The sequence below is a fragment of the Kosakonia sp. N21 genome, from assembly GCF_050587465.1.
In the GTDB taxonomy this organism is placed as follows: Bacteria; Pseudomonadota; Gammaproteobacteria; order Enterobacterales; family Enterobacteriaceae.
The window spans coordinates 48,821-73,217 of record NZ_JBOBHR010000002.1; the positions used below are offsets into that span (position 1 = coordinate 48,821).

General features: G+C 55.8%; 23 protein-coding genes and 1 riboswitch. Of the genes, 11 read left to right on the forward strand and 12 right to left on the reverse strand.

Annotated elements, in window-relative coordinates:
* Positions 1-2: 2 nt before the first annotated feature.
* A complete protein-coding gene (moaB, locus tag ACQ3G7_RS03990; RefSeq protein ID WP_263097446.1) occupies positions 3-515 on the reverse strand; it encodes a molybdenum cofactor biosynthesis protein B in 513 nt (170 codons plus the stop codon).
* 19 nt (positions 516-534) lie between these two features.
* Complete coding sequence (gene moaA, locus ACQ3G7_RS03995) at positions 535-1,524, reverse strand: GTP 3',8-cyclase MoaA (RefSeq protein ID WP_430888937.1); 990 nt, start codon at positions 1,522-1,524, stop codon at positions 535-537.
* Positions 1,512-1,659, reverse strand: a riboswitch (molybdenum cofactor riboswitch). (Overlaps the previous gene by 13 nt.)
* A gap of 227 nt (positions 1,660-1,886) precedes the next feature.
* Between moaA and yvcK the strand changes: the two genes are divergently transcribed.
* From yvcK to pmrB, 4 genes are all read left to right on the forward strand, one after another.
* Positions 1,887-2,795 carry a uridine diphosphate-N-acetylglucosamine-binding protein YvcK gene (yvcK, locus tag ACQ3G7_RS04000; RefSeq protein WP_263097448.1) on the forward strand — a complete coding sequence of 303 codons (909 nt, stop codon included), beginning with the start codon at positions 1,887-1,889 and terminating at the stop codon, positions 2,793-2,795.
* Between the two features lie 113 nt (positions 2,796-2,908).
* A complete protein-coding gene (eptA, locus tag ACQ3G7_RS04005; RefSeq protein ID WP_430888938.1) occupies positions 2,909-4,546 on the forward strand; it encodes a phosphoethanolamine transferase EptA in 1,638 nt (545 codons plus the stop codon).
* Positions 4,543-5,214, forward strand: coding sequence for a two-component system response regulator PmrA (gene pmrA / locus ACQ3G7_RS04010; RefSeq protein WP_263097450.1), 672 nt, complete (start codon positions 4,543-4,545; stop codon positions 5,212-5,214). Before eptA ends, pmrA begins: the two co-directional genes overlap by 4 nt.
* A gap of 3 nt (positions 5,215-5,217) precedes the next feature.
* On the forward strand, positions 5,218-6,303 hold the full coding sequence (gene pmrB, locus ACQ3G7_RS04015) for a two-component system sensor histidine kinase PmrB (RefSeq protein WP_430888939.1): 1,086 nt from the start codon (positions 5,218-5,220) through the stop codon (positions 6,301-6,303).
* A 194-nt stretch (positions 6,304-6,497) separates the two neighbouring features.
* Here pmrB and uvrB read toward each other — a convergent pair whose 3' ends face one another.
* The gene (gene uvrB / locus ACQ3G7_RS04020; protein ID WP_263097452.1) at positions 6,498-8,519 is read right to left on the reverse strand and encodes an excinuclease ABC subunit UvrB; all 2,022 of its coding nucleotides are present in this window, start codon (positions 8,517-8,519) and stop codon (positions 6,498-6,500) included.
* A 751-nt stretch (positions 8,520-9,270) separates the two neighbouring features.
* On the opposite strand from uvrB, the gene ACQ3G7_RS04025 reads away from it, so the two are divergent.
* A complete protein-coding gene (locus ACQ3G7_RS04025) occupies positions 9,271-9,993 on the forward strand; it encodes an ABC transporter ATP-binding protein (RefSeq protein ID WP_263097453.1) in 723 nt (240 codons plus the stop codon).
* Here the strand turns inward: ACQ3G7_RS04025 and bioD are convergent.
* Genes bioD through bioB form a run of 4 tightly spaced genes read right to left on the reverse strand, consistent with a single transcriptional unit; the run spans position 9,935 to position 13,577 of the window.
* The gene (gene bioD / locus ACQ3G7_RS04030; protein ID WP_430888940.1) at positions 9,935-10,657 is read right to left on the reverse strand and encodes a dethiobiotin synthase; all 723 of its coding nucleotides are present in this window, start codon (positions 10,655-10,657) and stop codon (positions 9,935-9,937) included. The two genes, ACQ3G7_RS04025 and bioD, sit on opposite strands and share 59 nt — an antisense overlap.
* A complete protein-coding gene (bioC, locus tag ACQ3G7_RS04035; RefSeq protein WP_430888941.1) occupies positions 10,650-11,399 on the reverse strand; it encodes a malonyl-ACP O-methyltransferase BioC in 750 nt (249 codons plus the stop codon). Before bioC ends, bioD begins: the two co-directional genes overlap by 8 nt.
* Positions 11,386-12,540, reverse strand: coding sequence for an 8-amino-7-oxononanoate synthase (bioF, locus tag ACQ3G7_RS04040; protein WP_430888942.1), 1,155 nt, complete (start codon positions 12,538-12,540; stop codon positions 11,386-11,388). The genes bioC and bioF overlap by 14 nt, the downstream gene beginning before the upstream one ends.
* Entirely contained in the window at positions 12,537-13,577 is a 1,041-nt protein-coding gene (gene bioB, locus ACQ3G7_RS04045; protein WP_263097457.1) for a biotin synthase BioB, read from the reverse strand. Before bioB ends, bioF begins: the two co-directional genes overlap by 4 nt.
* Positions 13,578-13,663: 86 nt before the next feature.
* Between bioB and bioA the strand changes: the two genes are divergently transcribed.
* The 3 genes from bioA to ACQ3G7_RS04060 all read left to right on the forward strand — a co-directional run bounded on the left by bioA (position 13,664) and on the right by ACQ3G7_RS04060 (position 16,896).
* A complete protein-coding gene (bioA, locus tag ACQ3G7_RS04050; protein WP_430888943.1) occupies positions 13,664-14,950 on the forward strand; it encodes an adenosylmethionine--8-amino-7-oxononanoate transaminase in 1,287 nt (428 codons plus the stop codon).
* Positions 14,951-15,021: 71 nt separating this feature from the next.
* On the forward strand, positions 15,022-15,498 hold the full coding sequence (locus ACQ3G7_RS04055; RefSeq protein ID WP_263097459.1) for a kinase inhibitor: 477 nt from the start codon (positions 15,022-15,024) through the stop codon (positions 15,496-15,498).
* 114 nt (positions 15,499-15,612) lie between these two features.
* Positions 15,613-16,896, forward strand: coding sequence for a putative acyl-CoA thioester hydrolase (locus ACQ3G7_RS04060; protein ID WP_430888944.1), 1,284 nt, complete (start codon positions 15,613-15,615; stop codon positions 16,894-16,896).
* Between the two features lie 60 nt (positions 16,897-16,956).
* On the opposite strand, the gene pgl is transcribed toward ACQ3G7_RS04060, so the two are convergent.
* The gene (pgl, locus tag ACQ3G7_RS04065; RefSeq protein WP_430888945.1) at positions 16,957-17,952 is read right to left on the reverse strand and encodes a 6-phosphogluconolactonase; all 996 of its coding nucleotides are present in this window, start codon (positions 17,950-17,952) and stop codon (positions 16,957-16,959) included.
* A 157-nt stretch (positions 17,953-18,109) separates the two neighbouring features.
* Here pgl and ACQ3G7_RS04070 point away from each other — a divergent pair, with 157 nt between their 5' ends.
* Entirely contained in the window at positions 18,110-18,928 is an 819-nt protein-coding gene (locus ACQ3G7_RS04070) for a pyridoxal phosphatase (protein ID WP_430888946.1), read from the forward strand.
* Here the strand turns inward: ACQ3G7_RS04070 and modC are convergent, their stop codons facing one another.
* The 4 genes from modC to ACQ3G7_RS04090 all read right to left on the reverse strand — a co-directional run bounded on the left by modC (position 18,929) and on the right by ACQ3G7_RS04090 (position 21,776).
* Positions 18,929-19,987, reverse strand: coding sequence for a molybdenum ABC transporter ATP-binding protein ModC (modC, locus tag ACQ3G7_RS04075; protein WP_263097463.1), 1,059 nt, complete (start codon positions 19,985-19,987; stop codon positions 18,929-18,931). It lies immediately after the preceding gene.
* Between the two features lie 3 nt (positions 19,988-19,990).
* Positions 19,991-20,680, reverse strand: a complete 690-nt coding sequence (modB, locus tag ACQ3G7_RS04080; protein ID WP_430888947.1) for a molybdate ABC transporter permease subunit — start codon at positions 20,678-20,680, stop codon at positions 19,991-19,993.
* On the reverse strand, positions 20,680-21,453 hold the full coding sequence (gene modA / locus ACQ3G7_RS04085) for a molybdate ABC transporter substrate-binding protein (RefSeq protein ID WP_430888948.1): 774 nt from the start codon (positions 21,451-21,453) through the stop codon (positions 20,680-20,682). The genes modB and modA overlap by 1 nt, the downstream gene beginning before the upstream one ends.
* A 173-nt stretch (positions 21,454-21,626) precedes the next feature.
* A complete protein-coding gene (locus ACQ3G7_RS04090; protein WP_263097466.1) occupies positions 21,627-21,776 on the reverse strand; it encodes an AcrZ family multidrug efflux pump-associated protein in 150 nt (49 codons plus the stop codon).
* A gap of 164 nt (positions 21,777-21,940) precedes the next feature.
* On the opposite strand from ACQ3G7_RS04090, the gene modE reads away from it, so the two are divergent.
* Positions 21,941-22,729 (forward strand): molybdenum-dependent transcriptional regulator, encoded by a 789-nt coding sequence (gene modE, locus ACQ3G7_RS04095; RefSeq protein WP_430888949.1) that lies wholly within the window; start codon positions 21,941-21,943, stop codon positions 22,727-22,729.
* Between the two features lie 67 nt (positions 22,730-22,796).
* Positions 22,797-24,266: a molybdate ABC transporter ATP-binding protein ModF gene (gene modF, locus ACQ3G7_RS04100; RefSeq protein ID WP_430888950.1), complete on the forward strand. Its 1,470-nt coding sequence runs from the start codon at positions 22,797-22,799 to the stop codon at positions 24,264-24,266.
* The last annotated feature ends 131 nt before the right edge of the window (positions 24,267-24,397 follow it).

The following is a 24,397-nucleotide window of genomic DNA, read 5'->3' on the forward strand; positions in this document are numbered from 1 at the left end:
ACTTATTTCTTAAAATGGGGATGGAAATTACAGGGACGTGTACGCGCATCCAGCTGCGGCGCAATGATGTTTTCCCATGCGGTACGACAGGCTTTGGTCGACCCCGGCATGGCAAAAATCAGCGTTTTATTGGCAATGCCCGCCACCGCACGGGACTGCAGTGTTGCGGTGCCAATCTCCTCAAAAGAGAGCATGCGGAACACTTCGCCAAACCCCTGGATTTCACGGTCGAACAGCGGCAACAACGCTTCCGGTGCCTGATCGCCGTCGGTGAAGCCGGTGCCGCCGGTGATCAATACCACCTGCACGTCGTCGCGGGCGATCCACGCGGAAACCTGCGCGCGAATGGCATAACGGTTCTCTTTGACAATCGCCTTATCCACCATCTGGTGACCGGCATCGTGCGCGGCGTCGCGCAGCCAGTGGCCGGAGGTATCATCCTCTTCGCCGCGACGGTTAGACACCGTCAGAATAGCCAATTTCACCGGGATAAACTCAGCGCTGACCTGACTCATCTCATTCTCCTTGCGGCGATTACCCGCCAATGTATGAAAGGTTTTGCGTAATACCTGTATTGCCCTGATGCAGGAAATGCGTCTGCTTTTTGTGCGTGAGCGCGGCGGCAATACGCTGTTCCAGCATCGCTTGCTGTGCGTCGTCCTGTAGCAGGTCGCGTAAATTCACGCCGCCATCGCCAAACAGGCATAAATGCAGTTTGCCGGTCGACGACACGCGCAGGCGATTGCAACTGGCGCAGAAGTCTTTTTCATAAGGCATGATAAGACCGATTTCCCCGGCGTAATCCGGGTGGCAAAACACCTGCGCCGGGCCGTCGCTACGCTGGCGCAATTGATGGATCCAACCGCGTTGTAGCAGTTGATCGCGCAGCACCATGCCGGAGATATGATGGTTGCGAAACAGCTCGCTGCCCTCTCCGGTCTCCATCAGTTCAATAAAGCGTAGCTGGACAGGACGTGATTTGATCCACGCCAGAAAGGTGTCGAGCTGGTGATGGTTAACGTCGCGCATCAGTACCGTGTTGACTTTGACTTTAGCAAAGCCCGCAGCGAAAGCGGCATCGATACCGTCCATCACCTGCTGAAACTTATCCTGGCCAGTAATGGCATGAAACTGGCGGGCATCGAGACTGTCGAGGCTGACGTTAATGGCCGTGAGCCCGGCGTCGCGCCACAGGGCGACATCACGAGCAAGCCGGTAACCGTTGGTGGTGACGGCAATCTGGCGGATAGCGCTGTTTTCGCGCACCGCGGCGATAATATCGGGGAAATCGCGTCGCAGCGACGGCTCACCGCCTGTCAGGCGTACTTTTTCCGTGCCCATGGCGCTGAAGGCGCGTGTTACCCGACGAATTTCATCGACGCCGAGAAAGCCGTTGTTGTTGATGCCGCCCGGCTTGTAACCGTCCGGCAGGCAGTAGGTGCAACGAAAATTGCACACATCAGTGATCGACAAACGCAAGTAATAGAACTTACGCGCGAACGCATCGGTAAGTTGTGAAGTCATTTACACCTTTCCAAATACGGGAGATGCAGTCATTTCTTCCTGCACCCTGGCGACAGGAACCGTTGCGGGTTCCGTCACGGCCAGTGCCCCGTATCTTTCGACTTAGGCGCAAAGGCTTGAGTGTATATTTTGTTAGTCACGCTAACATTGCTTATGGCGATAGTAGCGCGATAGTCGGGCTTTCGCTATCACGATAATCGTTATATAAAGACATATATAGCGACATGATCGTGCACTTTCAGTACAGAGTACGTGAAAATCGCGTTTTTGCCTTGATATGTGTCATTTTCCACTCTGCGCGGCATCGTCTTTTGGTGGTATTTGCGCTAACGTATCGGGATAATTCTTCATAAGGAATCACTATGCGTAATCGCACACTTGCAGACCTGGATCGTGTTGTCGCGCTGGGCGGCGGGCATGGTCTCGGGCGTGTGATGTCTTCGCTCTCTTCGCTGGGATCGCGGCTTACCGGCATTGTCACCACCACGGATAACGGCGGATCAACCGGGCGTATTCGACGTTCCGAAGGCGGGATCGCCTGGGGGGATATGCGCAACTGTCTGAACCAGTTGATCACCGAACCCAGCGTTGCGTCGGCCATGTTTGAGTATCGTTTTAGCGGTAATGGCGAACTTTCCGGGCATAACCTCGGAAATCTGATGTTAAAGGCGCTGGACCACCTGAGCGTGCGGCCTCTGGAAGCCATCAATTTAATTCGCAATTTATTAAAGGTGGACGCGTTTTTAATTCCGATGTCGGAACAGCCTGTCGATTTAATGGCCACCGACAGCGAAGGGCATCATGTTTATGGCGAAGTGAACGTCGATCAATTGCACGCGCCGATTCAGGAATTGATGCTGTTTCCAAAAGTGCATGCCACTCGTGAAGCGGTGCAGGCCATTGCCGAAGCGGATTTAATTTTAATCGGTCCGGGCAGTTTTTATACCAGTTTGCTGCCGCTGCTGCTGCTTGAGGATCTGTCGCAGGCATTGCGCCGCACGCCAGCGCCGGTGGTCTATATTGCGAACCTGGGTAAAGAGTTAAGCCCGGCGGCCGCCAGCCTGAAACTGAGCGATAAACTGACCATTATGGAGCAGTATGTCGGCAGAAAAATAATTGATGCCGCCATTGTCGGGCCAAAAGTGGATGTCAGCAACGTCAGCGATCGCCTGATCATTCAGGATGTTCTGGAAGCCAGCGATATCCCCTATCGCCACGATCGCCATCTCCTGCGCGCCGCGCTGGAAAAAGCAGTACAGCAACTCGGTTAAACCTCCGGCAGGTTATTTTTGTGACCTGCCGATACCTTTCTTAATTTCTTAAGGTTGTCTTAAAAAAAAACTGTCATCCTCGTGTCACATTCTTTGCAGGATCCAGGTACGCTATGTTTCACTTTCGTCGGCCAACCTTAAGCCGCCTCACGTTTATTATCCTCTTTGCGCTTTATATCGCTCTGGCCCTGAATGTCGTTTTTTATCATCAGGTTTTCACTCTGCTACCGGTTAACTCATTGCGTAACTGGCTGGTGTTTCTTTCCATGCCAGTGGTGGCGTTCAGCGTTATTAATATTGTGCTGTCGCTGGCGTCATTTGTTTTTCTCGATCGCCTGATCATTACCCTCTTTGTCCTGGTCAGCGCCGCCGCGCAATATTTTATTTCGACATTCGGCATCATTATTGACCGCTCAATGATCACCAATATTCTCGACACCACCCCGGCGGAAAGTTTCGCCCTGCTGTCGACAAAAATGGTGCTGACGTTGTTATTAACCGCCGTACTGGCGATTGTCATCGCCTGGTGGATCAAAATTAAGCCCGCGCGCTCCGCCCTGCGCAGTATCGCATTGCGCATTATCAGCGTGGTCATTTCCGCGCTGCTCATCGTGCTGGTGGCACTGCTGTTTTATAAAGATTACGCCTCGCTGTTTCGCAATAATAAAGAGCTGGTGAAATCACTGAGTCCGTCAAACTCTATTACCGCCTCGCTGTCATGGTATTCCCATAATCAAACCGCAAACCTGCCGCTGGTGAAAATAGGCGAAGATGCGCGTCAGCGTCCGGAAATGCAAAACGGCCCACGGAAAAACCTCACCATTCTGGTACTCGGGGAAACATCCCGTGCGGCGGACTTCTCTCTCGGCGGTTATGAGCGCGAAACTAACCCGCTGTTAAAACAGGACAATGTCGCCTATTTCCCGAATACCGCCTCGTGCGGAACGGCGACGGCAATTTCCGTACCTTGCATGTTTTCCGGTATGGGACGCGCCCATTACGACGATCAACTTGCCGCGCATCAGGAAGGGTTGCTGGATATTATTCAGCGCGCCGGGATTAAGGTGCTGTGGAATGAAAATGACGGTGGCTGCAAAGGCGCATGCACCCGCGTACCGACCCAGGATATGACGCAATTAAACCTGCCCGACCTCTGTATTGAAGGGGAGTGCCAGGATGAGATCTTATTCCGCGGTCTTGCTGACTATATTGATGCCTTGCAAGGCGATGGGATAATCGTATTGCACACCATTGGTAGCCACGGGCCGACCTATTACAACCGCTACCCGCCGCAGTTCCGTAAATTTACGCCAACCTGCGACACCAATGAAATTCAGACCTGCTCACAGCAACAACTGGTCAATACTTACGATAATACTATTCTGTACGTCGACTACATTGTTGATAAAGCGATTAAATTGCTGCAATCAAAACAGGATAGATTTACCACCAGCCTGGTCTACCTCTCAGACCACGGGGAATCACTGGGTGAAAATGGCGTTTATTTGCACGGTCTGCCGTATTCCATTGCACCGGAAACGCAGAAACATGTGCCGATGTTGATCTGGCTGTCTGATGACTATCAACAGCGTTACGGCGTCAATAATCAGTGTCTGCAAAAGAATGCGCGGGAGCGGGAAGTCTCGCAGGATAATCTCTTCCCGACCATGTTGGGTATACTGGGCGTCAGCACGAAAGAGTACCGTGCCCAGGACGATCTGTTAACGTCATGCCGGGAGCAGGCTAAATGAAAATTCTGGTAATTGAAGACGATGCCCTGCTGCTGCAGGGGTTGATTCTGGCCATGCAGAGTGAAGGATACGCCTGCGATGGCGTCTCGACAGCGCATGAAGCCACGCTGTGTCTGGCTAACGGGCATTACAGTTTAATCGTGCTCGATTTAGGGCTGCCGGATGAAGACGGTTTACATTTGCTCACCCGGCTGCGTCGGGAAAAGTTCACCCAGCCGGTACTGATCCTGACCGCACGCGATACGCTGGAGGACCGTGTTACCGGGCTGGATACCGGCGCGGACGATTATCTGGTCAAACCCTTCGCCCTGGATGAGCTGAATGCCCGCATCCGTGCGCTGCTGCGCCGCCGCCATAATGAAGGCGACAACGAAATCACGCACGGCAACCTGACGCTGAATGTCACCCGCCGCCAGGCATGGCGGGACGGCCAGTTGCTGGACTTAACGCCGAAAGAGTACGCTCTGTTGTCGCGCCTGATGCTAAAAGCCGACAGCCCGGTACACAGAGAAATCCTCTACAACGATATCTACAACTGGGACAACGAGCCCTCGACCAACACGCTGGAAGTCCATATTCATAACCTGCGGGATAAAATCGGGAAGTCCCGTATCCGCACCGTCAGAGGGTTTGGCTATATGCTGGTGCATGCCGGGGACCGGGACTGAGTTATGGCGATCTTCGATTTCAGGCGCTGGAGCATGCGCCGCCGGTTGTTGCTAACCATTGGCGGTATTCTGGTGTTTTGCCAGTTGATTAGCGTCTTCTGGCTATGGCATGAAAGCGAGGAGCAAATCCAGTTGCTGGTGCAAAGCGCCATGCATAACCACAACAATCACAAACAGGTTGAGCATGAAGTCCGTGAAGCGGTCGCCAGCCTGTTGGTGCCCAGTCTGCTGATTGTCGGCCTCGCGTTGCTGATCTGCATGCAGGCGGTCAAAAACATCACCAGCCCGTTATCAGAGCTCCAGCAGGAACTGAATAAACGCACCCCTGATAATCTGCAACCCATTACGCTCAATAACAGCGTCAGTGAAGTGGAAGCCGTGACCTCATCGATCAACGAGCTGGTGTCGCGTCTGACGCTGACGCTGGAACGGGAACGTCTGTTTACCGCCGATGTCGCTCACGAATTGCGCACCCCGCTGGCCGGGTTACGTCTGCATCTTGAGCTGATGGCAAAAACCAGCGGCATCACTGTCGATCCGCTGGTGCAGCGCCTTGACCAGATGACCGAGAACATTGCGCAACTCCTGCAACTGGCGCGGGTCGGGCAATCTTTTTCAGCGGGCAGTTATCAGCAGGTGATGCTGCTGGAAGACGTGGTGATGCCGATTCAAAGCGAACTGGAAACGATGCTTGCCGGGCGGCAACAGAAATTAGCGTTACCCGACAATGCGCAGACCATTCCGGTTTCCGGAGATGTGACGCTGTTGCGGGTACTGGTGAGAAACCTGGTGGAGAATGCGCACCGCTACAGTCCTGCCGGCTCAACTATCACTATCCACATCGAGCGCGCGGTAACGCCGGTTCTGGCCGTTGAGGATGAAGGTCCGGGAATAGACGAGAGTCGCAGCGGCGAGCTAAGCAAAGCTTTTGTGCGCATGGATAGCCGCTATGGCGGCACCGGGCTGGGCCTGAGCATCGTGTCACGCATTGCGCAACTGCACGATGCACAGTTCTTTTTGCACAACCGGAAAACACAGTCGGGCGTGCGGGCCTGGGTTAAGTTTCACCCGATAGCCCGCGGAGTATGATCAATACGTCAGCACCCACAGATGGCTGAAACCAATGATTAACGCCAGTGCAAACGCGACGGCGAAAAACTCACGAAGATTAATTTGTTGCATCACACTCTCCTCAGTAAAGCGGAGGTTAGTGTGTCAGCGCAGTATTAAGTCAACATTAAGGCGAGTCAGGCAGATCGCCTTAATGTGTGACGAAACGCAAATTATGACGCTGCAATAAACAAATCCCGCAGTTGATGTAACTGATCGCGCACTTTCGCCGCCTCCTCGAACTCGAGGTTTTGCGCGTGCTGCATCATCTGCCCTTCCAGCTCGTGAATTTTCTGCTGCAGCGCTTTCGGCGTCAGCGCCAGCTCAGCCGCTTCCACCTGGGCAGGCGTTCTGGATTTCCCACGCCCCTTCGCCCGGGTTTTCGCCAGCCCCTCGCCCATCGCCAGAATATCCACCACTTTCTTGTTCAGGCCCTGCGGCGTAATGCCGTGCTCTTCGTTGTAGTGCTGCTGTTTCTCGCGGCGGCGTTCGGTTTCACCTATCGCCTTCGCCATCGACGGCGTGATTTTATCGCCGTACAGAATCGCCTTACCGTTAATGTTACGCGCCGCACGTCCGATGGTCTGAATAAGCGAACGTTCAGAACGCAGGAAGCCCTCTTTGTCGGCATCCAGAATCGCCACCAGCGACACTTCCGGCATATCCAGCCCCTCACGCAGTAAGTTAATGCCCACCAGCACATCAAACTCACCCAGACGCAGGTCGCGGATAATCTCCATACGCTCGACGGTATCTATATCGGAGTGCAGATAGCGCACCTTCTCGCCATGTTCTTCAAGGTATTCGGTGAGGTCTTCCGCCATTCGTTTGGTCAGGGTCGTGACCAGCACGCGTTCGTTAATTGCCGAACGTTTACGAATTTCAGACAGTAAATCGTCAACCTGTGTCGCCACCGGGCGCACTTCAATTACCGGATCAAGCAGACCGGTTGGGCGCACCACCTGGTCAATCACTTCGTTGCCCGATTTTTCCAGTTCGTAGTTGCCCGGCGTCGCCGAGACATAGATAGACTGCGGCGCCAGCGCTTCAAACTCTTCGAACTTCAGCGGGCGGTTATCCAGCGCGGAAGGCAGGCGGAAGCCATACTCGACCAGCGTCTCTTTACGCGCCCGGTCACCACGGTACATACCGCCGATTTGCGGAATGGTAACGTGAGACTCATCGATAACCAGCAACCCGTCGGCCGGCAGGTAGTCGAACAACGTCGGCGGCGGTTCGCCCGGCCCGCGACCGGAGAGAAAGCGGGAGTAGTTTTCAATACCGGAGCAATAACCCAGTTCGTTCATCATCTCCAGATCGAACTGCGTGCGCTGGCTGAGTCGCTGCTCTTCCAGCAGCTTATTGTTCGCGAGTAGCGATTTGCGCCGCTCGGCGAGCTCCTCTTTAATCTCTTCCATCGCCTGCACGATGCGCTCACGCGGTGTCACGTAGTGCGTCTTCGGATAGATGGTGAAACGCTGCACCGTCGATTCCACATGCCCGGTAAGCGGGTCAAACAGCGACAGACGCTCAACCTCTTCGTCGAACAACTCCACGCGCAGAGCAAGATCGTCCGATTCTGCGGGGAAAATATCGATCACCTCGCCGCGAACGCGAAACGTACCGCGCTGGAAAGCCTGATCGTTACGGGTGTACTGCAACTCCGCCAGGCGGCGCAGAATCGAACGCTGATCGATAATCATCCCATTGGTCAAATGCAGCATCATTTTCAGGTACAGATCCGGATCGCCCAGACCGTAAATCGCCGAGACCGATGCCACCACAATCACATCGCGCCGCTCCAGCAACGCTTTGGTTGCCGACAAGCGCATCTGCTCGATATGTTCGTTAACCGAGGCGTCTTTTTCGATAAATGTGTCCGAGCTGGGAACATAGGCTTCCGGTTGATAGTAGTCGTAGTAGGAGACGAAATACTCCACGGCATTGTCCGGAAAAAACTCCTTCATCTCACCGTATAGCTGCGCGGCCAGCGTCTTGTTGGGCGCCAGCACCATGGTGGGACGCTGCAAATCGGCAATGACGTTGGCGACGGTGAACGTCTTTCCTGAACCGGTTACCCCGAGCAGCGTTTGGTGCGCAAGACCGTCTTCCAGGCCTTCCTTGAGACGACGGATAGCTTCAGGCTGGTCGCCGGAAGGGCGAAAAGCGGAATTCAGTTTGAACGGTTTACTCATGGATGGCTACCTGGTGAAGGAATGAGCGAGCAGGTAACCTATTTTACTCACCCTGGTTACTTTTGCCAACACATAATACTGGATGAAAAAACAGTAGCGAATGACGCAATTTGTTCTACCCGGGGTCATGGCACACGTTCGCTCCTGAAATTTCTTCGCCAGCAAGATAAAACACCAGACCTTTGCGGTTATCCCCAGAACTTTTTCTCTTTTAACAATTGTCAAGCCAGTCGGTGAAAGTTTTGTGGCGGCCAGTGACACTTTTCTTACAGGCATTGCTTTTACATAACCAGCTGATATAAAAAAGAAATCACAAAAAGCCGTGTTTCGCACCAATTCAGGCGAAAGCCGCGTCCCTTCTCGCTTGCCGTGCGTTTTCTAACTCTAATACACAAGGTTATCCACAGGAATAGTGGATAACTGCCGCCAGGCCGGATACCCCGCCCTCCGCCCAATTCCCATTTCGTCCCAGCCGGGGGGGATTAAAAAATTTTTATCACTTCTTTTTGATTATTATCAGCTAACGAAACGCGAGATCTGCATGAGATCCTTCTCACACTTCGTGGCTTTGCTGCACCACAATTCGTCACTACAAGCACTGGCAAAGTGCAGGATTTTTCCCTGCGATCTCCCTTCCCGGCATTTTAAATACCACTGAGATCGGTCGTATCCGAAAAAAAAGCCTTTTTCACGTTCTGGCAAGCCTTTTGCAATATCCCTGTGTCACCAGATCCGGAAGAAGGAGCGGACCATGTTGAGCTTACGTGCAGTGAACCAGTATTACGGTAACCAGCATACCTTATGGAATATCGATCTCGATTTAACCCCCGGCGTCTGCACGTCCGTCATCGGGCTGCCGGGGATGGGCAAAACCACGCTGATAAACTGCATTACCGGCTATTTGCCCGTTGAGAGCGGCAGCATGATCTGGCAGGAAGCGGGCGCACCGCCGCGCGACCTGCTGAATGTGCAGGCTGAACATCGCTGCGCGATGGGAATGGGCTATGTGCCGCAAGACCGGCGGATATTTTCGCAACTGACCGTCGAGGAAAATCTGCATATTGCCATGATGGCCGGAGGCGCAGCACGCAATGCGGTGAGCCAGGATATCTACGATCTCTTCCCGGAGCTATACACGCTGCGCAAGACCCGCGGCGCGGGGTTGTCGGAAGATAATCAACAGCAACTGGCGATGGCGCGAGCGCTGGTGACGCACCCGCGGTTATTAATCCTTGATGAGCCAACGCGCGGGCTGGGCCAGGCCTTTGTGCATAAACTGGGCAATCTGATCGTGCGGCTTAACCAGGACTTCGGCATCACTATTTTACTGGCCGAGCAACAGCTTGCCTTTATCCGCCGGGTTGCTGACCGCTTCTGTCTGCTTCACCGGGGACGTAGCGTTGCCGAAGGGGAAGTTAAGCAACTGGACGATCGGATGTTGTCGCACTGGATGACACCGGATTCAACACGCTGAGATCAAGATAATGACCCGTTCTCTCTTTTTCCGGCGCGTGGGCAAACCAGGGGATTTCGCCAATCAGCGGAGCCTGCATCACGCGCCGAAGCGTCGCCAGATATTCAGCATGGCGCTTACCCGGCTTCACCACATCATTCGCAATCCAGCCTGCCAGCCTTAACCCCGACTGTCGTATCGCCTGCGCAGTCAACATCGCATGATTGATACAGCCCAGTTTCACCCCCACCACAAGGATCACCGGCAATTGCTCCTGCACGACCCAGTCGGCAAAGGTCAGCGTCTCCGACAACGGCGTAAACCAACCGCCTGCGCCCTCCACCAGCAGCCATTCAGCCTGCCCTGATAGATTGCGTAACCCGGCGGACATCACCGCCGCCTCGATCGGCTCGCCCACATCTGCGCTGACAATATGCGGCGATGTTGGCTCGGCAAAGGTGTAGGGATTAACGCTGTGGTAATCCAGCGGCAGACTACTGTGCAACTGTAGCGCTAACGCATCGCTATTACGCAGCCCTTTCGCGGTCATTTCGCTGCCGGACGCCACCGGCTTGTAACCGGCACTGCGTAAACCGCGCAGATTCGCCGCCTGCAACAGCGCACAACTGGCTACCGTTTTCCCTACTTCCGTGTCTGTTCCGGTGACAAAATACCGTTCACTCACGCGTGATCACTCCCCAAAAAAGATGGTACGTCAGAGGACATTTCCCCTGCTGTTGCGGCCAGGCCAGTTGTAAACGTTGCAGTTTGCTGCGCGTCAGCCCCTGCTGCCTGCCCGCATGTAAATGTGTCGCGCCAATACCTTTTAACGAACGCAACGCCTGGGTGGCATCTTCAAAACAGAGGGTGATGCGCTCCACGCCGCTGCGCAACCGCCAGCCCTGCAATGCCTGGTGGATAGCGGGTAAAGGCAAAAAACGGTTTGCGTGTGGATGGTGATCAACCGCGCGCCACGCCAGATTCAGCTCTGGCAATGAATCCTCCACCAGCGTGGTAAATGCAATGTGTCCGCCTGGGCGCGTGACGCGGTGCAGTTCGCCAATCGCCTGGCGCAAATCCTCACACCACTGCACCGCCAGGTTGCTCCACGCCAGCGAAAAAGAGGCATCCTCAAAGGGCAATGCTTCGATATCCCCGGTCACATAACGCTGTGCACTGTGCAGGCGACGGGCTTCATCCAGCATCGTCGGTGAGAGATCCAGCGCGGTGACCTCGCTGCCCTGCCCGCGCCAGTAACGGCTCATACTGCCGGGTCCACAGCCGGCATCCAACACATGCAATGGCGAGGTGTTATTCAGTTGCGCAAGCAGCACATCCGCACTCAAACGTTGCAGCTCGTCGTGCTGGCAATAGCTCTGCGCCGCCCGGCCAAAAGCGGCGGCGATAGCCTGTTTATTCACTGCCATCCAGCGCCTCCAGCAAGCGTTCGATATCTTCAGCCTGATGCGCCGCCGTCAGGGTTAAACGCAGGCGCGCCGTGCCCGGCGGCACTGTGGGTGGGCGAATAGCCGTCACCCAACACCCGCGCTGCCGCAAACGCTCAGCCAGGCGCAATGCACGGGCGTTTTCGCCGACGATCAGCGGCTGAATCGCGCTCTGCGAATCGGTCACGTCCATGCCAAGCTGCGCTGCGCCGTGGCGAAAGCGGGCGATCAGCGCGGCCAGGTGTTGCCGACGATGATTCCCTTCCGGGCTGCGGATCACCTGCAATGCGGCACTCAGCGCCATCGCCTGGGCAGGCGGCATCGAGGTGCTGTAAATAAGATGGCGGGCAAATTGCAGCAAATAATCAGCAACGCTATCGCTACAGAGCACGGCCGCGCCGCTCACGCCAAACCCTTTACCGAAAGTGACGATCAGGATCTCCGGCGTAATGCCATGCACATGGCAACTGCCTCTACCCTGCTCGCCGACCACGCCCGTTCCGTGTGCATCATCCACCATCAGCCACGCGTGGGCGTGCCGGGCAGCAGCGGCAAGGGTACGAAGCGGTGCGCTGTCGCCATCCATACTGAAAATGCCTTCGGTGACCACCAGTTGTTGCCCGGCAATGGGTTTTGCCAGCAACGCCGCCAGGTGATCGGCATCGTTATGGGCAAAGCGTCGGAGCTGCGCCGGGCTGTGGCTGGCGGCTTCCAGCAACGAGGCGTGGCTCAGTTTGTCAGCGACAATACGATCGTCTTTGCCGGTCAGCGCCGCAATCACCGCCTGGTTGGCGGAAAAACCGGAGATAAACAGCAGCGCACGCGCGTAGCCGAGCCAGTCCGCCAGTTCGCTTTCCAGCGCCTGATGCGCCACGGTATGACCGCTGACATGGCCTGAACCGCCACTGCCGACGCCATAGCGTTCGGCCCCCTGCTGCCAGGCATGAACCACCAAGGGATGCTGGCTTAAACCCAGGTAATCGTTGCTGGAAAAGTTACAAAAGCGCCGTTCACCCACCGTCAGCCAGCGCCCAGCCCCCTGGGCAACGGGATGTCGCGTGCGCAGGGCATCTGCCGCGCGGCGTTCAGCCAGCGCGACATCGATGCGTTGTTGCCAGGTCATACGGCAGCCGCGTTGTAATACTGGTCGGTATCCGCATGCAGAAGCTGCGCTTCAAGCTGCTGCTGTTGTTCGTTATCGCCGCTGCGCACTTCGGTTTGCTGCGGGTTCATCCCCAGTTTGCGGAACAGTTGCAAATCTTTGTCCTCTTCCGGGTTTGGCGTGGTCAGCAATTTGCAGCCGTAGAACACGGAGTTCGCCCCAGCCATAAAACACATCGCCTGGGTTTGTTCATTCATCTGCTCGCGACCGGCGGAGAGACGCACGTACGAAGTCGGCATCATGATCCGGGCCACGGCAATGGTGCGGATAAAGTCGAACGCATCGACATCCTCATTGTCCGCCAGCGGCGTACCTTTGACTTTCACCAGCATATTGATCGGCACGCTTTCCGGCGGTGTCGGCAGATTAGCCAGTTGCAGTAACAACCCGGCACGATCGTTCACCGTTTCCCCCAAACCGACAATGCCGCCGGAGCAGACTTTGATCCCGGCGTCACGGACCTTATCCAGCGTGTCGAGACGCTCCTGATAGGTACGGGTGGTGATGATATTGCCGTAGAACTCTGGTGAGGTATCAAGGTTGTGGTTGTAGTAATCCAGCCCGGCACTGGCAAGACGCTGTGCCTGACTTTCATTCAACGTCCCGAGCGTCATACAGGCTTCCAGCCCCATGGCTTTTACCCCTTCGACCATCTGCTCCAGATAGGGCATATCCCGGTCATGCGGGTTTTTCCAGGCCGCGCCCATGCAAAAACGGGTGGAGCCGGCCAGCTTCGCCTTGCGGGCGGACTCCAGCACCTGCTCCACTTCCATCAGGCGTTCGGACTCCAGCCCGGTTTTGTAACGGGCACTTTGCGGGCAGTATTTACAATCTTCCGGGCAGGCGCCGGTTTTGATCGACAGTAACGTACTGACCTGAACCTGGCGCGGATCGAAATGTTGGCGGTGAACCTGCTGCGCTTCAAACAGCAGCTCCAGCAAGGGTTTTTCGAACAGAGCGGTGACTTGCGACAAAGTCCAGCGTGCGTGGTGAGCCATCGGGCATCTCCAAAAGGTGTTGTTAAATCGTTATTCGGTGTAGACTTGTAAACCTAAAACTTTTTAATTTGGTTTACAAGTCAATTATGACAGCGGACGATTTAGCTTTTGACCAGCGCCATATCTGGCACCCTTATACTTCGATGACCTCCCCGCTTCCGGTTTACCCGGTGCGCTCTGCGCAGGGTTGCGAGCTGACGCTCGACAGCGGAGAACGCCTGGTGGACGGTATGTCGTCATGGTGGGCGGCCATCCACGGTTACGGTCATCCGGCGCTGAACGCCGCCATGAAAGCGCAAATCGACACCCTGTCGCACGTAATGTTCGGCGGTATCACGCATGCTCCCGCTGTCTCGTTGTGCCGCAAGCTGGTGGCGATGACCCCCGATGCGCTGGAGTGCGTTTTTCTGGCGGATTCCGGCTCGGTCGCCGTTGAAGTGGCGATGAAAATGGCACTGCAATACTGGCAGGCAAAAGGCGAAGCGCGGCAGCGTTTTCTCACCTTCCGCAACGGCTATCACGGCGACACCTTCGGGGCGATGTCGGTGTGCGATCCGGATAACTCCATGCACAGTTTGTGGAAGGGCTATTTGCCGGACAACCTGTTCGCCCCGGCACCGCAAAGCCGCTTTGATGGCGAGTGGGATGAGCGCGATATGGTGGCTTTCGCCCGTTTGATGGCGGCGCACCGCCACGAGATCGCCGCGGTTATCCTGGAGCCGATTGTGCAGGGCGCTGGCGGCATGCGTATGTACCATCCTGAGTGGCTTAAACGCATCCGTAAAATGTGCGACCGGGAAGGCATTTTGTTGATTGCCGATGAGATAGCCACCGGCTTTGGCCGCACCGGCAAGCTGTTTGCCTGTGAGCATGCGGGCATCTCGCCGGACATTCTGTGCCTCGGTAAAGCGCTGACCGGCGGCATGATGACGCTCTCCGCCACGCTAACGACCCGCAACGTCGCAGAGACCATCAGCAACGGCGAAGCGGGCTGCTTTATGCACGGACCAACGTTTATGGGCAACCCGCTGGCCTGCGCAGCGGCAACGGCCAGCCTGACATTACTGGAAAGCGGCGCATGGCAGGATCAAGTGGCGGCTATTGAAGCGCAGTTAACCGCAGAGCTTGCGCCCGCGCGCGACGCTGAAAATGTGGTGGATGTGCGTGTGCTGGGCGCGATTGGCGTAGTAGAAACCCGCGCACCGGTAAATATGGCCTTACTCCAGCGTTTCTTTGTGCAACAGGGGGTGTGGATCCGCCCCTTTGGTCGCCTGATTTATGTGATGCCGCCGTACCTTATTACCCCGGAGCAGCTCTCGCGCTTAACCCGGGCCGTTAACGCCGCCGTCGCACGTAACGACCTGTTCGTCTGAGGCATTTCGCCCTACAGTAGCGGGGATACACTACACTTCCCGTTACTGTATCGCGAACGAAAGGAGCGCAAATGAAACTACTCAGTCATGACTTACGCGATGGAGAAAAACTCCCGCATCGCCATGTGTTCAACGGTATGGGCTACGACGGCGACAATATCTCCCCGCATCTGACGTGGGATGACGTTCCCGCAGGCACCAAAAGTTTTGTGGTGACCTGCTACGATCCGGACGCCCCAACCGGATCGGGCTGGTGGCACTGGATCGTGGCCAATCTCCCTGCGGATACCCGCGTTCTGCCGCAGGGCGCGGGGTCAGGCCTTGCCGCGCTGCCGGATGGCGCCGTACAAACGCGCACCGATTTCGGTAAAGCCGGTTACGGCGGTGCTGCGCCGCCAAAAGGGGAAACCCACCGCTATATCTTCACCGTTCACGCTCTGGATGTAGCGCATCTGGATGTCGACGAAAACGCCAGCGGCGCAATGGTTGGCTTTAACGTGCACTTCCATTCCCTGTCCAGCGCCACCATCACCGCCCTTTTTAGCTAAAAAACACGGGTTTTGAAGCCGATTGTGCAAATCGGCTTCCCGTTTCGCTCAACTTAGTATAAAAAAGCAGGCTTTGACGTAACCTTTTCAACTTTGCATAGTCTGGAGCACCCCTTGAACACATCATCGGTTTCCCGTCTGGCGCTGGCGCTCGCTTTTGGCGTGACACTGACCGCCTGTAGCTCAACCCCGCCGGCAGAACGCCCTTCTGAACAAACTGCGCCTGGCACTTCAGCGCGCCCGATCCTCAGCGCAGGCGAAGCGAAAAACTTCGTGGCGGAGCGCTATTTCACCGCGATGACGCAAAATGGCGAGTCGTGGAAACCCTTCGCCATTCGTCTGCCGCAAAAAGCGGACTTCGTTGTCGGACCGGCGGGTACGCCTGGCGTGACCCACAACACCATTCAGGCCGCCGTTGATGCGGCAATTAACAAACACTCCAGCGATCGTCAGTACATCGCCGTGATGCCTGGCGACTACGAAGGCACGGTGTTTGTCCCTGCGGCCTCCGGCAGCGTGACCATTTACGGTACCGGTGAAAAAGCGCTGGATGTGAAAATTGGCCAGGCTATCGACTCCGAAATGGATCCGAATAGCTGGCGTCGTCTGGTTAACCCGTCAGGCAAATATATGCCGGGCAAACCTGCGTGGTATATGTTCGATAACTGCCAGAGCAAACGCAGCGCGACCGTCGGTGTGATGTGCTCTGCGGTCTTCTGGTCACAGAACAATGGTCTGCAACTGCAAAACCTGACCATCCAGAACACCCTTGGCGACAGCGTTGACGCAGGTAACCACCAGGCGGTGGCGCTGCGCAGCGATGGCGATAAAGTGCAGATCAACAACGTGAATATTCTGGGTCGCCAGAATACCTTCTTCGTGACCAACAGCAGCGTGGATAACACCCTGCGTACCGATCGTCAGACCCGTACGCTGGTGACCAACAGCTACCTCGAAGGGGATGTAGATATCGTGGCCGGTCGCGGCGCAGTGGTGTTTGATAACACCGATTTCCGCGTTGTGAATTCACGGACTCAGCAGGAAGGCTACGTGTTTGCTCCGGCAACGCAGTCAAACCTGTATTACGGTTTCCTTGCGGTCAACAGCCGCTTTAACGCAGCCGGCAATGGTGTCGCGCAGTTGGGCCGTTCACTGGATGTGGACAGCAACACCAACGGCCAGGTGGTGATCCGCGACAGCGTGATCAACGAAGGCTTTAACGTGGCGAAACCGTGGGCGGATGCCAGCGTGTCTGGTCGCGCTTACGCGGGCAATACCGGTACGGTAGACGATAAGGGCAACGTACAGCGCGAGCTGAACAACCCGCAGTTCAACCGTATGTGGGAGTTCAACAACCGCGGCGTGGGCAGCAAAGTGGTCGCAGTGCCGAAGAAGTAATGCGTCGCTGATGATAAAAAACCTCGCCATGGCGAGGTTTTTTATGTCCGAAATGCAGACTCAGTACGCGTTCACCACCACCCACATCGGCCCCTGGCCAACAGCATAGCGGCCTTTCTCGGTCAGCAAACCTTGCTCACCGGCGATTTCATACAGCGCAATGTGGTGTGATTTCTGCCCGGCAGCGATCAGGAATTTACCCGTGTGGTCGACGTTAAAGCCGCGCGGCTGGGTTTCCGTCGGCTGGAAGCCCTCAATCGCCAGCACGCTACCGTCTTCAGACACGCTGAAAATGGTTAACAGGCTGGAGGTCCGATCGCAGGCATACAGGTGGCGGCCATCCGGGGTGATATGAATATCCGCCGCCCAGCGGGTGTCGGAGAAATCTGCCGGCATCATATCCAGCGTCTGCACGCAGTCGATATTGCCGTGTGCATCGCTCAGTTGCCACACATCCACCGAGCTGTTCAGTTCATTAACGCAGTAGGCATAGCGTTGATTCGGATGGAAAGCGATATGACGCGGGCCTGCGCCTTCCACGGTGGTGACTTCCGCCGGTTCCTGCGCTGTCAGATTGCCATCCTCGCCCAGCGTAAACAGGCAGATGCGATCCTGTTTCAGCGCCGGAACCCACAATGTGCGGTTATCCGGGGAGATATTCGCGGAATGACAGCCTTCCAGCCCTTCCACCACGTCCACGGTTTGCGTCGGAATGCCGTCTTCCAGGCGAGTCACGCTCACACAACCGGCATTATAGGAGCCACTAAACAGCAAACGCCCGCTGCGATCGGTAGAAATATGCGTCGGGCTACCCGGCAGCGGCGCTTCAGCAGCGAATGTCAGCGCGCCGTTTTCCGGTGCGATGCGATAAGCAATAACGCGAAACTCCGGGCGTACGCCCACGTAGAGGTAACGCTTGTCCGGGCTGACGACCATCGGCTGTACCTGGCCGGGAACATCGACCACCTGGAGAAGCGTCAAAGCGCCTTCAGGATCCAAACGCCAGACGTGGATCTGCTGACTTTCCGGGCTGGCGGTATAAACGGTTTGTTTCATGAATACTCCTTTCCTCTTGAACTTCTTCTGCGTTAAGTAACCAGGATAGCCGTTTTTGCGCGTTGATGCTGAAAAGCGCCGGGAGATTTTGCGCATCCGTCCACCCGGTGTACCATCCCCGGACATGCCAATTTCAACATCGACCACGGAAAACGCCATGACTGCACGCGTTATTGCACTGGATTTAGACGGTACGCTACTCACCCCGAAAAAAACGCTTCTGCCCTCTTCCCTCGAAGCGCTGGCTCGCGCAAAAGCCGCCGGGCATCAGCTCATCATTGTGACCGGCCGGCATCATGTTGCCATCCATCCTTTTTATCAGGCACTGGCGCTGGATACACCTGCAATTTGTTGTAATGGCACTTATTTGTATGATTATCATGCAAAAAAAGTGTTAAAAGCGGACCCGTTGCCCGTTCCGCAAGCGTTGCAGCTTATTCATCTGCTGGAAGAGCATGACATTCATGGTCTGATGTATGTCGATAACGCCATGGTCTACGAAAAACCGACCGGGCACGTCCTGCGCACCAACAACTGGGCGCAGTCGCTGCCGCCGGAACAACGGCCTACATTCCAACAGGTGGACTCTCTGGCGGACACCGCGCAGCACGTGGATGCTATCTGGAAATTCGCCCTCACCGATGAAGACACGCAAAAACTGAAAGCGTTTGCCCTTCACGTAGAGCAGACGCTGGGACTGGAGTGTGAGTGGTCGTGGCACGATCAGGTGGATATCGCCCGCAGCGGCAACAGCAAAGGAAAATGCCTGGCCGAGTGGGTAGCCTCGCAGGGGCTGTCGATGCATAACGTCGTGGCATTTGGTGATAATTATAACGACATCAGCATGTTAAAAGCGGCGGGCGTAGGCGTGGCCATGGGCAATGCCGCAGACGAGGTCAAAGCCCATGCCAATGTGGTGATTGGCGATAATACCGTCGACAGTATTGCCGGGTTTATCTATAAAGAGCTGCTGTGATCAGGCGGTAATCGACACGCTTTTGATTTGCGCATACAGCCACTGGCCGGGTTTGATGCTCAGTTCATCCCTGGCCCAGGGGCTGATACGCGCCCACAAGGTGCGACCCGCCACATCCAGTTGCACCTCAACCTGCCCATCAACATCAAAGCACTCCACGACCTTCGCCCGCAGGCTATTACGGATACTGGTATTCATCAGAGGCTGTAGCGCCAGCGAAACATCTGTTGCCTGAATACGGATACGCAACGGAGTTTGCAGGGGGCTATCCACTTTGTTGACCCAGATATGCTGATCGCCCAATGCCAGCGCCGTCATCGAATAGTGTGGGTGGTGTTCAAGTATGCTGACTTTCAGAATGCTGCTCTGCTGATCCTGCGGCAACCACGGGTTCATCACGCTACTGCCCCAGACATCCTCCAGATTGCCGAACGCTTTTACCTCCCCCGCTTCCAGCACCATCACTTTATCCGCCAGATGGAGGATCTCTTCCAGCGAGTGGCTGACATAGAGCATCGGAATATTGATCTCCCGCGCCAGACGTTGCAGGTACGGCAACAGCTCGCGCTTACGGGGAATATCAAGCGACGCCAGCGGTTCGTCCAGCAGCAACAGTTCCGGCGCGGTTAATAACGCACGCCCGATGGCGACACGCTGCTTTTCGCCTCCTGATAGACTACCGGGTAAACGGTCAAGCAACGGTTCAATCCCCAACAGCGCCACCAGCTTATCAAACTGCCCGGCCATCGACTTCGCCATGCCATAACGCAGGTTTCCCCGCACTTTATAATGCGGGAACAGGCGCGCATCCTGGAAAACATACCCTACGCGGCGTTTCTCCGGCGGCAGGCAAATCTTGCTGGCGGTATCAAACAACACGCGGTTATTCAGTGCAATCCTCCCCTCTTGCGGATGGGTCAGACCGCCAATGGCGTTAATCAGCGACGTTTTCCCCGCACCGGATACACCAAAAATGGCCGTGATACCGCTCGCGGGCACGTTCTCAGCAATGCGTAATTGATGGGTTCCCAACGTTTGGGTGAAATTCAGTTCCAGCATGACTTACCTCCCTGTCCGTTCACGACTGATACGCGCCAGCCACTCTGAAATCAGCAACGACACCAGCGCCAGAACAATGGAGATGACACACAGCCGCGCCGCCGCGCTTTCGCCGCCCGGCATCTGGATAAGCGTATACATCGCAGAAGGGATAGTGCGCGTTTCGCCCGGGATGTTGGAAACAAAGGTAATGGTCGCGCCAAACTCCCCCAGCGAGCGGGCGAAAGCCAGCACCGTACCGACAATAATACCTGGCAGCGTCAGGGGTAACGTAATGGTCAAAAACACGCGCCAGCGTCCGGCGCCCAGCGTTCGCGCTGCCTGCTCCAGTTTGGTGTCGACACCTTCCAGCGCCAGGCGAATAGCCCGCACCATCAGCGGAAACGACATCACTGCCGCCGCCAGCACTGCGCCGCGCCAGCTAAAGGCAAAGGTAATCCCGAACCAGTCGTGCAGCCATTCGCCGATCGCGCCGCGTCGCCCCATGACGATCAACAATAAGTAACCGACCACCACAGGCGGCAAGACCAACGGAAGGTGAAGAAGACTATCGAGAAGCGCTTTGCCCGGGAACGTGCAGCGCACCAGTAACCAGGCAAAGAAGATCCCAAAGGGCAAACTGAAGACAACTGCCAGGGAAGAGACTTTAAGGCTCAGCAGAACTGCCAGCCATTCGGGATCCGTTAATATCATTAGTGCGTCGTAAATCCGTAACGTTTAAAGATTTCAGAAGCCTGCGGGCCTTTCAGGTAATCATAAAACGCGGTCACTGTCGCGTTTTTATGACCGTCGATAATCGCCAGCGGGTATTCCACTTTTTGGTGCGAATCTTCCGGGAAGGTCCCGACCACTTTAACCCCTTTGCCGGCGACAGCGTCGGAGCCATACACAATGCCTAAAGGCGCTTCATTACGCTCAACCAGCGCCAGTGCGCCACGCACATCTTCCGCCGGAGCCAGTTTCGGTGACAACGTTTCCCACGCGCCCAGCTTAGTCAGTGCTTCTTTCGCATAGATGCCCGCCGGAACATGGTCCGGGTCGCCCACGGCCAGACGTCCGCCTTTCAACAGGCTGTTCCAGTCTGTTTTGGCATTCACTGTAATGTTGCCCTGCGCGCTGTTTTTCGGTGCCACCACCACCAGGCTGTTGCCCAGCAAGGTTTCACGCGTCGCGGTGTCGATGGATTTTTTCTCTACCGCGTAATCCATCCACTTCTGGTCTGCGGAAATAAACAGATCCGCAGGCGCACCGGCTTCGATCTGGCGCGCCAGCGTCGACGAAGAAGCAAACGAGGAGACGACCTCAACGTTTTTCTCTTTTTTATAGACCGCCGCAATATCCTGCATTGCGTTGGTCAGTGACGCCGCTGCAAAAACGGTAATTTTTCCTTCTTCCGCCAGTGCGTGCCCGGCAACGGAAAACGTTAATGTCGCCCCGGCAAAAAGGCGTAACCATGTACGTGCCATTCGTAACTCCTGTGAGTGTCGTTATATAGAGTGAAACATAACGATAGTACCAGAGTTTACCGGTCAGAGGATAATACCCATCAAGAATGAGGGACATATGAAAAAACTATCGGCAGGGAGGGGACAATCTTGAGAGTAAAACGCCCACTTTCGTGGGCGTTTTAGCAAATGGATTAGCGCTGCTGGCTGGTACGGTCGCGGCGGCCAACGCCGGAAAAGACGTTAAACACTTCACCCAGACCATAAATCAATCCCAGGATGATCGCCATCACCACGGGGACCATGACTACGGCAAATACCAGACTTTTCAATAACTCTAACATGGTCAACTCCAGATATTGTGGATGACGCATTCTAGCCTGAACAGGGATAAAAACACTCGCCTTTTGTGCGATTGCATCCTCAACGCTGCCATCAATCTCCGGCGTCAGGCTAGGCTTAGCGGTGCTTTTCCTTCACAATAGTCTTTTTGCCAGGACATTGCGTAATGCAGGCTGAAATTCTCCTTACTCTCAAACTCCAGCAGCGCCTTTTTGCCGATCCGCGCCGTATCGCTCTTCTGAAGCAGATTGTAGAAACCGGCTCTATTAGCCAGGGCGCGAAAAACGCCAATATCAGTTACAAGAGCGCCTGGGATGCCATCAATGAGATGAACCAGTTGAGCGAACACACGCTGGTCGATCGCGCAACCGGGGGGAAAGGCGGCGGCGGCGCAGTGGTCACCCGCTACGGCCAACGTTTGATCCAGCTTTATGATTTGCTGGGGCAGATCCAGCAAAAAGCCTTCGACGTGCTGAGCGACGATGACGCACTGCCGTTAAACAGCCTGCTGGCGGCGATCTCCCGCTTCTCTTTACAGACCAGCGCGCGTAACCAGTGGTTTGGCACTATTACCAAACGCGATCGCCAGCAGGTTCAGCAACATGTGGAAGTCCTGCTGGCGGACGGTACTACCCGCTTTAAAGTGGCGATCACCGCGCAAAGCGCTGAACGCCTGTGCCTCGACGAAGGCAAAGAAGTGCTGGTGCTGTTAAAAGCGCCGTGGGTCAGCATCACTCAGGATGCGCAGCTGGCGGCACAAGCCGATAACCAACTGACCGGGCGCATCAGCCATATTGAGCGCGGCGAACAGCAGAGCGAAGTGTTGATGACGCTGCCGGATGGCCAGACCCTCTGCGCCACCGTGCCCTCGCAGGATGTGGATAATTTGCAGGAACAGAGCCAGGTGACGGCATATTTTAATGCCGATCGCGTGATTATCGCCACGTTGTGCTGATTGCGTTGACAAACGGCGGCATTGCACGTATCCCTGAACTTCTACGCTGCAAAAAATGGGATACAACATGTCATCATTGCAAATTTCGCAAGGCACGTTTCGTCTTAGCGATACCCGCACGCTGCACCTTGAACAATTAACCCTGCGCGCCGGTGAAAGCTGGGCGTTCGTTGGCGCAAACGGAAGTGGTAAATCGGCGCTGGCCCGCGCCCTCGCCGGAGACCTGACGCTTCTGAAAGGGGAGCGCCGCTGCACGTTTGACCGTCTGACGCGCCTCTCTTTCGAGCAACTGCAAAAGCTGGTCAGCGACGAGTGGCAACGGAATAACACCGATATGCTCAGTCCTGGCGAAGAGGACACCGGGCGAACCACTGCGGATATTATTCAGGATGAGGTGAAAGATCCGCAGCGCTGCGCGCGCCTGGCGGCGCAATTTGGCATCACGTCGCTTCTTGATCGTCGTTTTAAATACCTCTCAACCGGGGAAACCCGCAAAACCCTGCTCTGCCAGGCGCTGATGGCGGAGCCGGAGCTGCTGATCCTCGACGAACCTTTCGATGGGCTGGATGTCCACTCCCGTCAGCAACTGGCTGAACTGCTCGCACAACTGAATGCGGATGGTTATACCGTGGTGCTGGTGCTCAATCGCTTTGATGAAATTCCTGCGTTTGTCCAACATGCCGGAGTGCTGGTCGACTGTATGCTGACCGAAACCGGAGAAAAATCCGCGCTGTTGCAACAGGCGCTCATCGCCCAACTGGCGCACAGCGAGAAACTTGCCGGGATCGCATTGCCCGAGCCGGATGCACCGCCAGCCCGCAACACACTAGCGCCAGATGCGCCGCTGATCGTGCTCAGGGATGGAGTGGTCTCTTACAACGACCGCGCGATTATCAACCAGCTTTCATGGACGGTGAATCCCGGTGAACACTGGCAGATTGTCGGACCAAACGGCGCGGGTAAATCAACGTTGTTAAGCCTGGTAACCGGCGATCACCCGCAGGGTTACAGCAACGATTTGACGCTGTTTGGCCGCCGTCGCGGCAGCGGCGAAACAATCTGGGATATCAAAAAACACATCGGCTATGTGAGCAGCAGCCTGCATCTGGATTACCGCGTGAGCACCAACGTGCGTAATGTGATCCTGTCGGGTTATTTTGACTCGATCGGTATTTACCAGGCGGTGTCGGACAAACAGCACAAACTGGCGCAGCGTTGGCTTGATATTCTGGGTTTTGATGCCCGTACCGCAGAGGCGCCCTTCCATAGCCTCTCCTGGGGCCAACAACGACTGGCGCTGATTGTTCGCGCGCTGGTGAAACATCCGACGTTGTTGATCCTGGATGAGCCACTCCAGGGCCTGGACCCGCTTAATCGTCAGTTAATTCGCCGCTTTGTGGACGTACTCATCAGCGAAGGCGAGACCCAACTGTTATTTGTTTCCCACCATGCGGCGGATGCGCCGTCGTGTATTACTCACCGGCTGGAGTTTGTGCCGCAGGATGACGGATACCGTTATCACCTCTCAGCGCAATAATTGCAGGGGTGCGCGCACCCCTGGCAAACGTCTGGAATATACCTTTTTGCACCCTGGGCTGATTGCCTGGCCGTCGCTGATGACTTATAACCTGCACGAGGCGATTTCCGGCTTTTGCTGATATCGGCTGC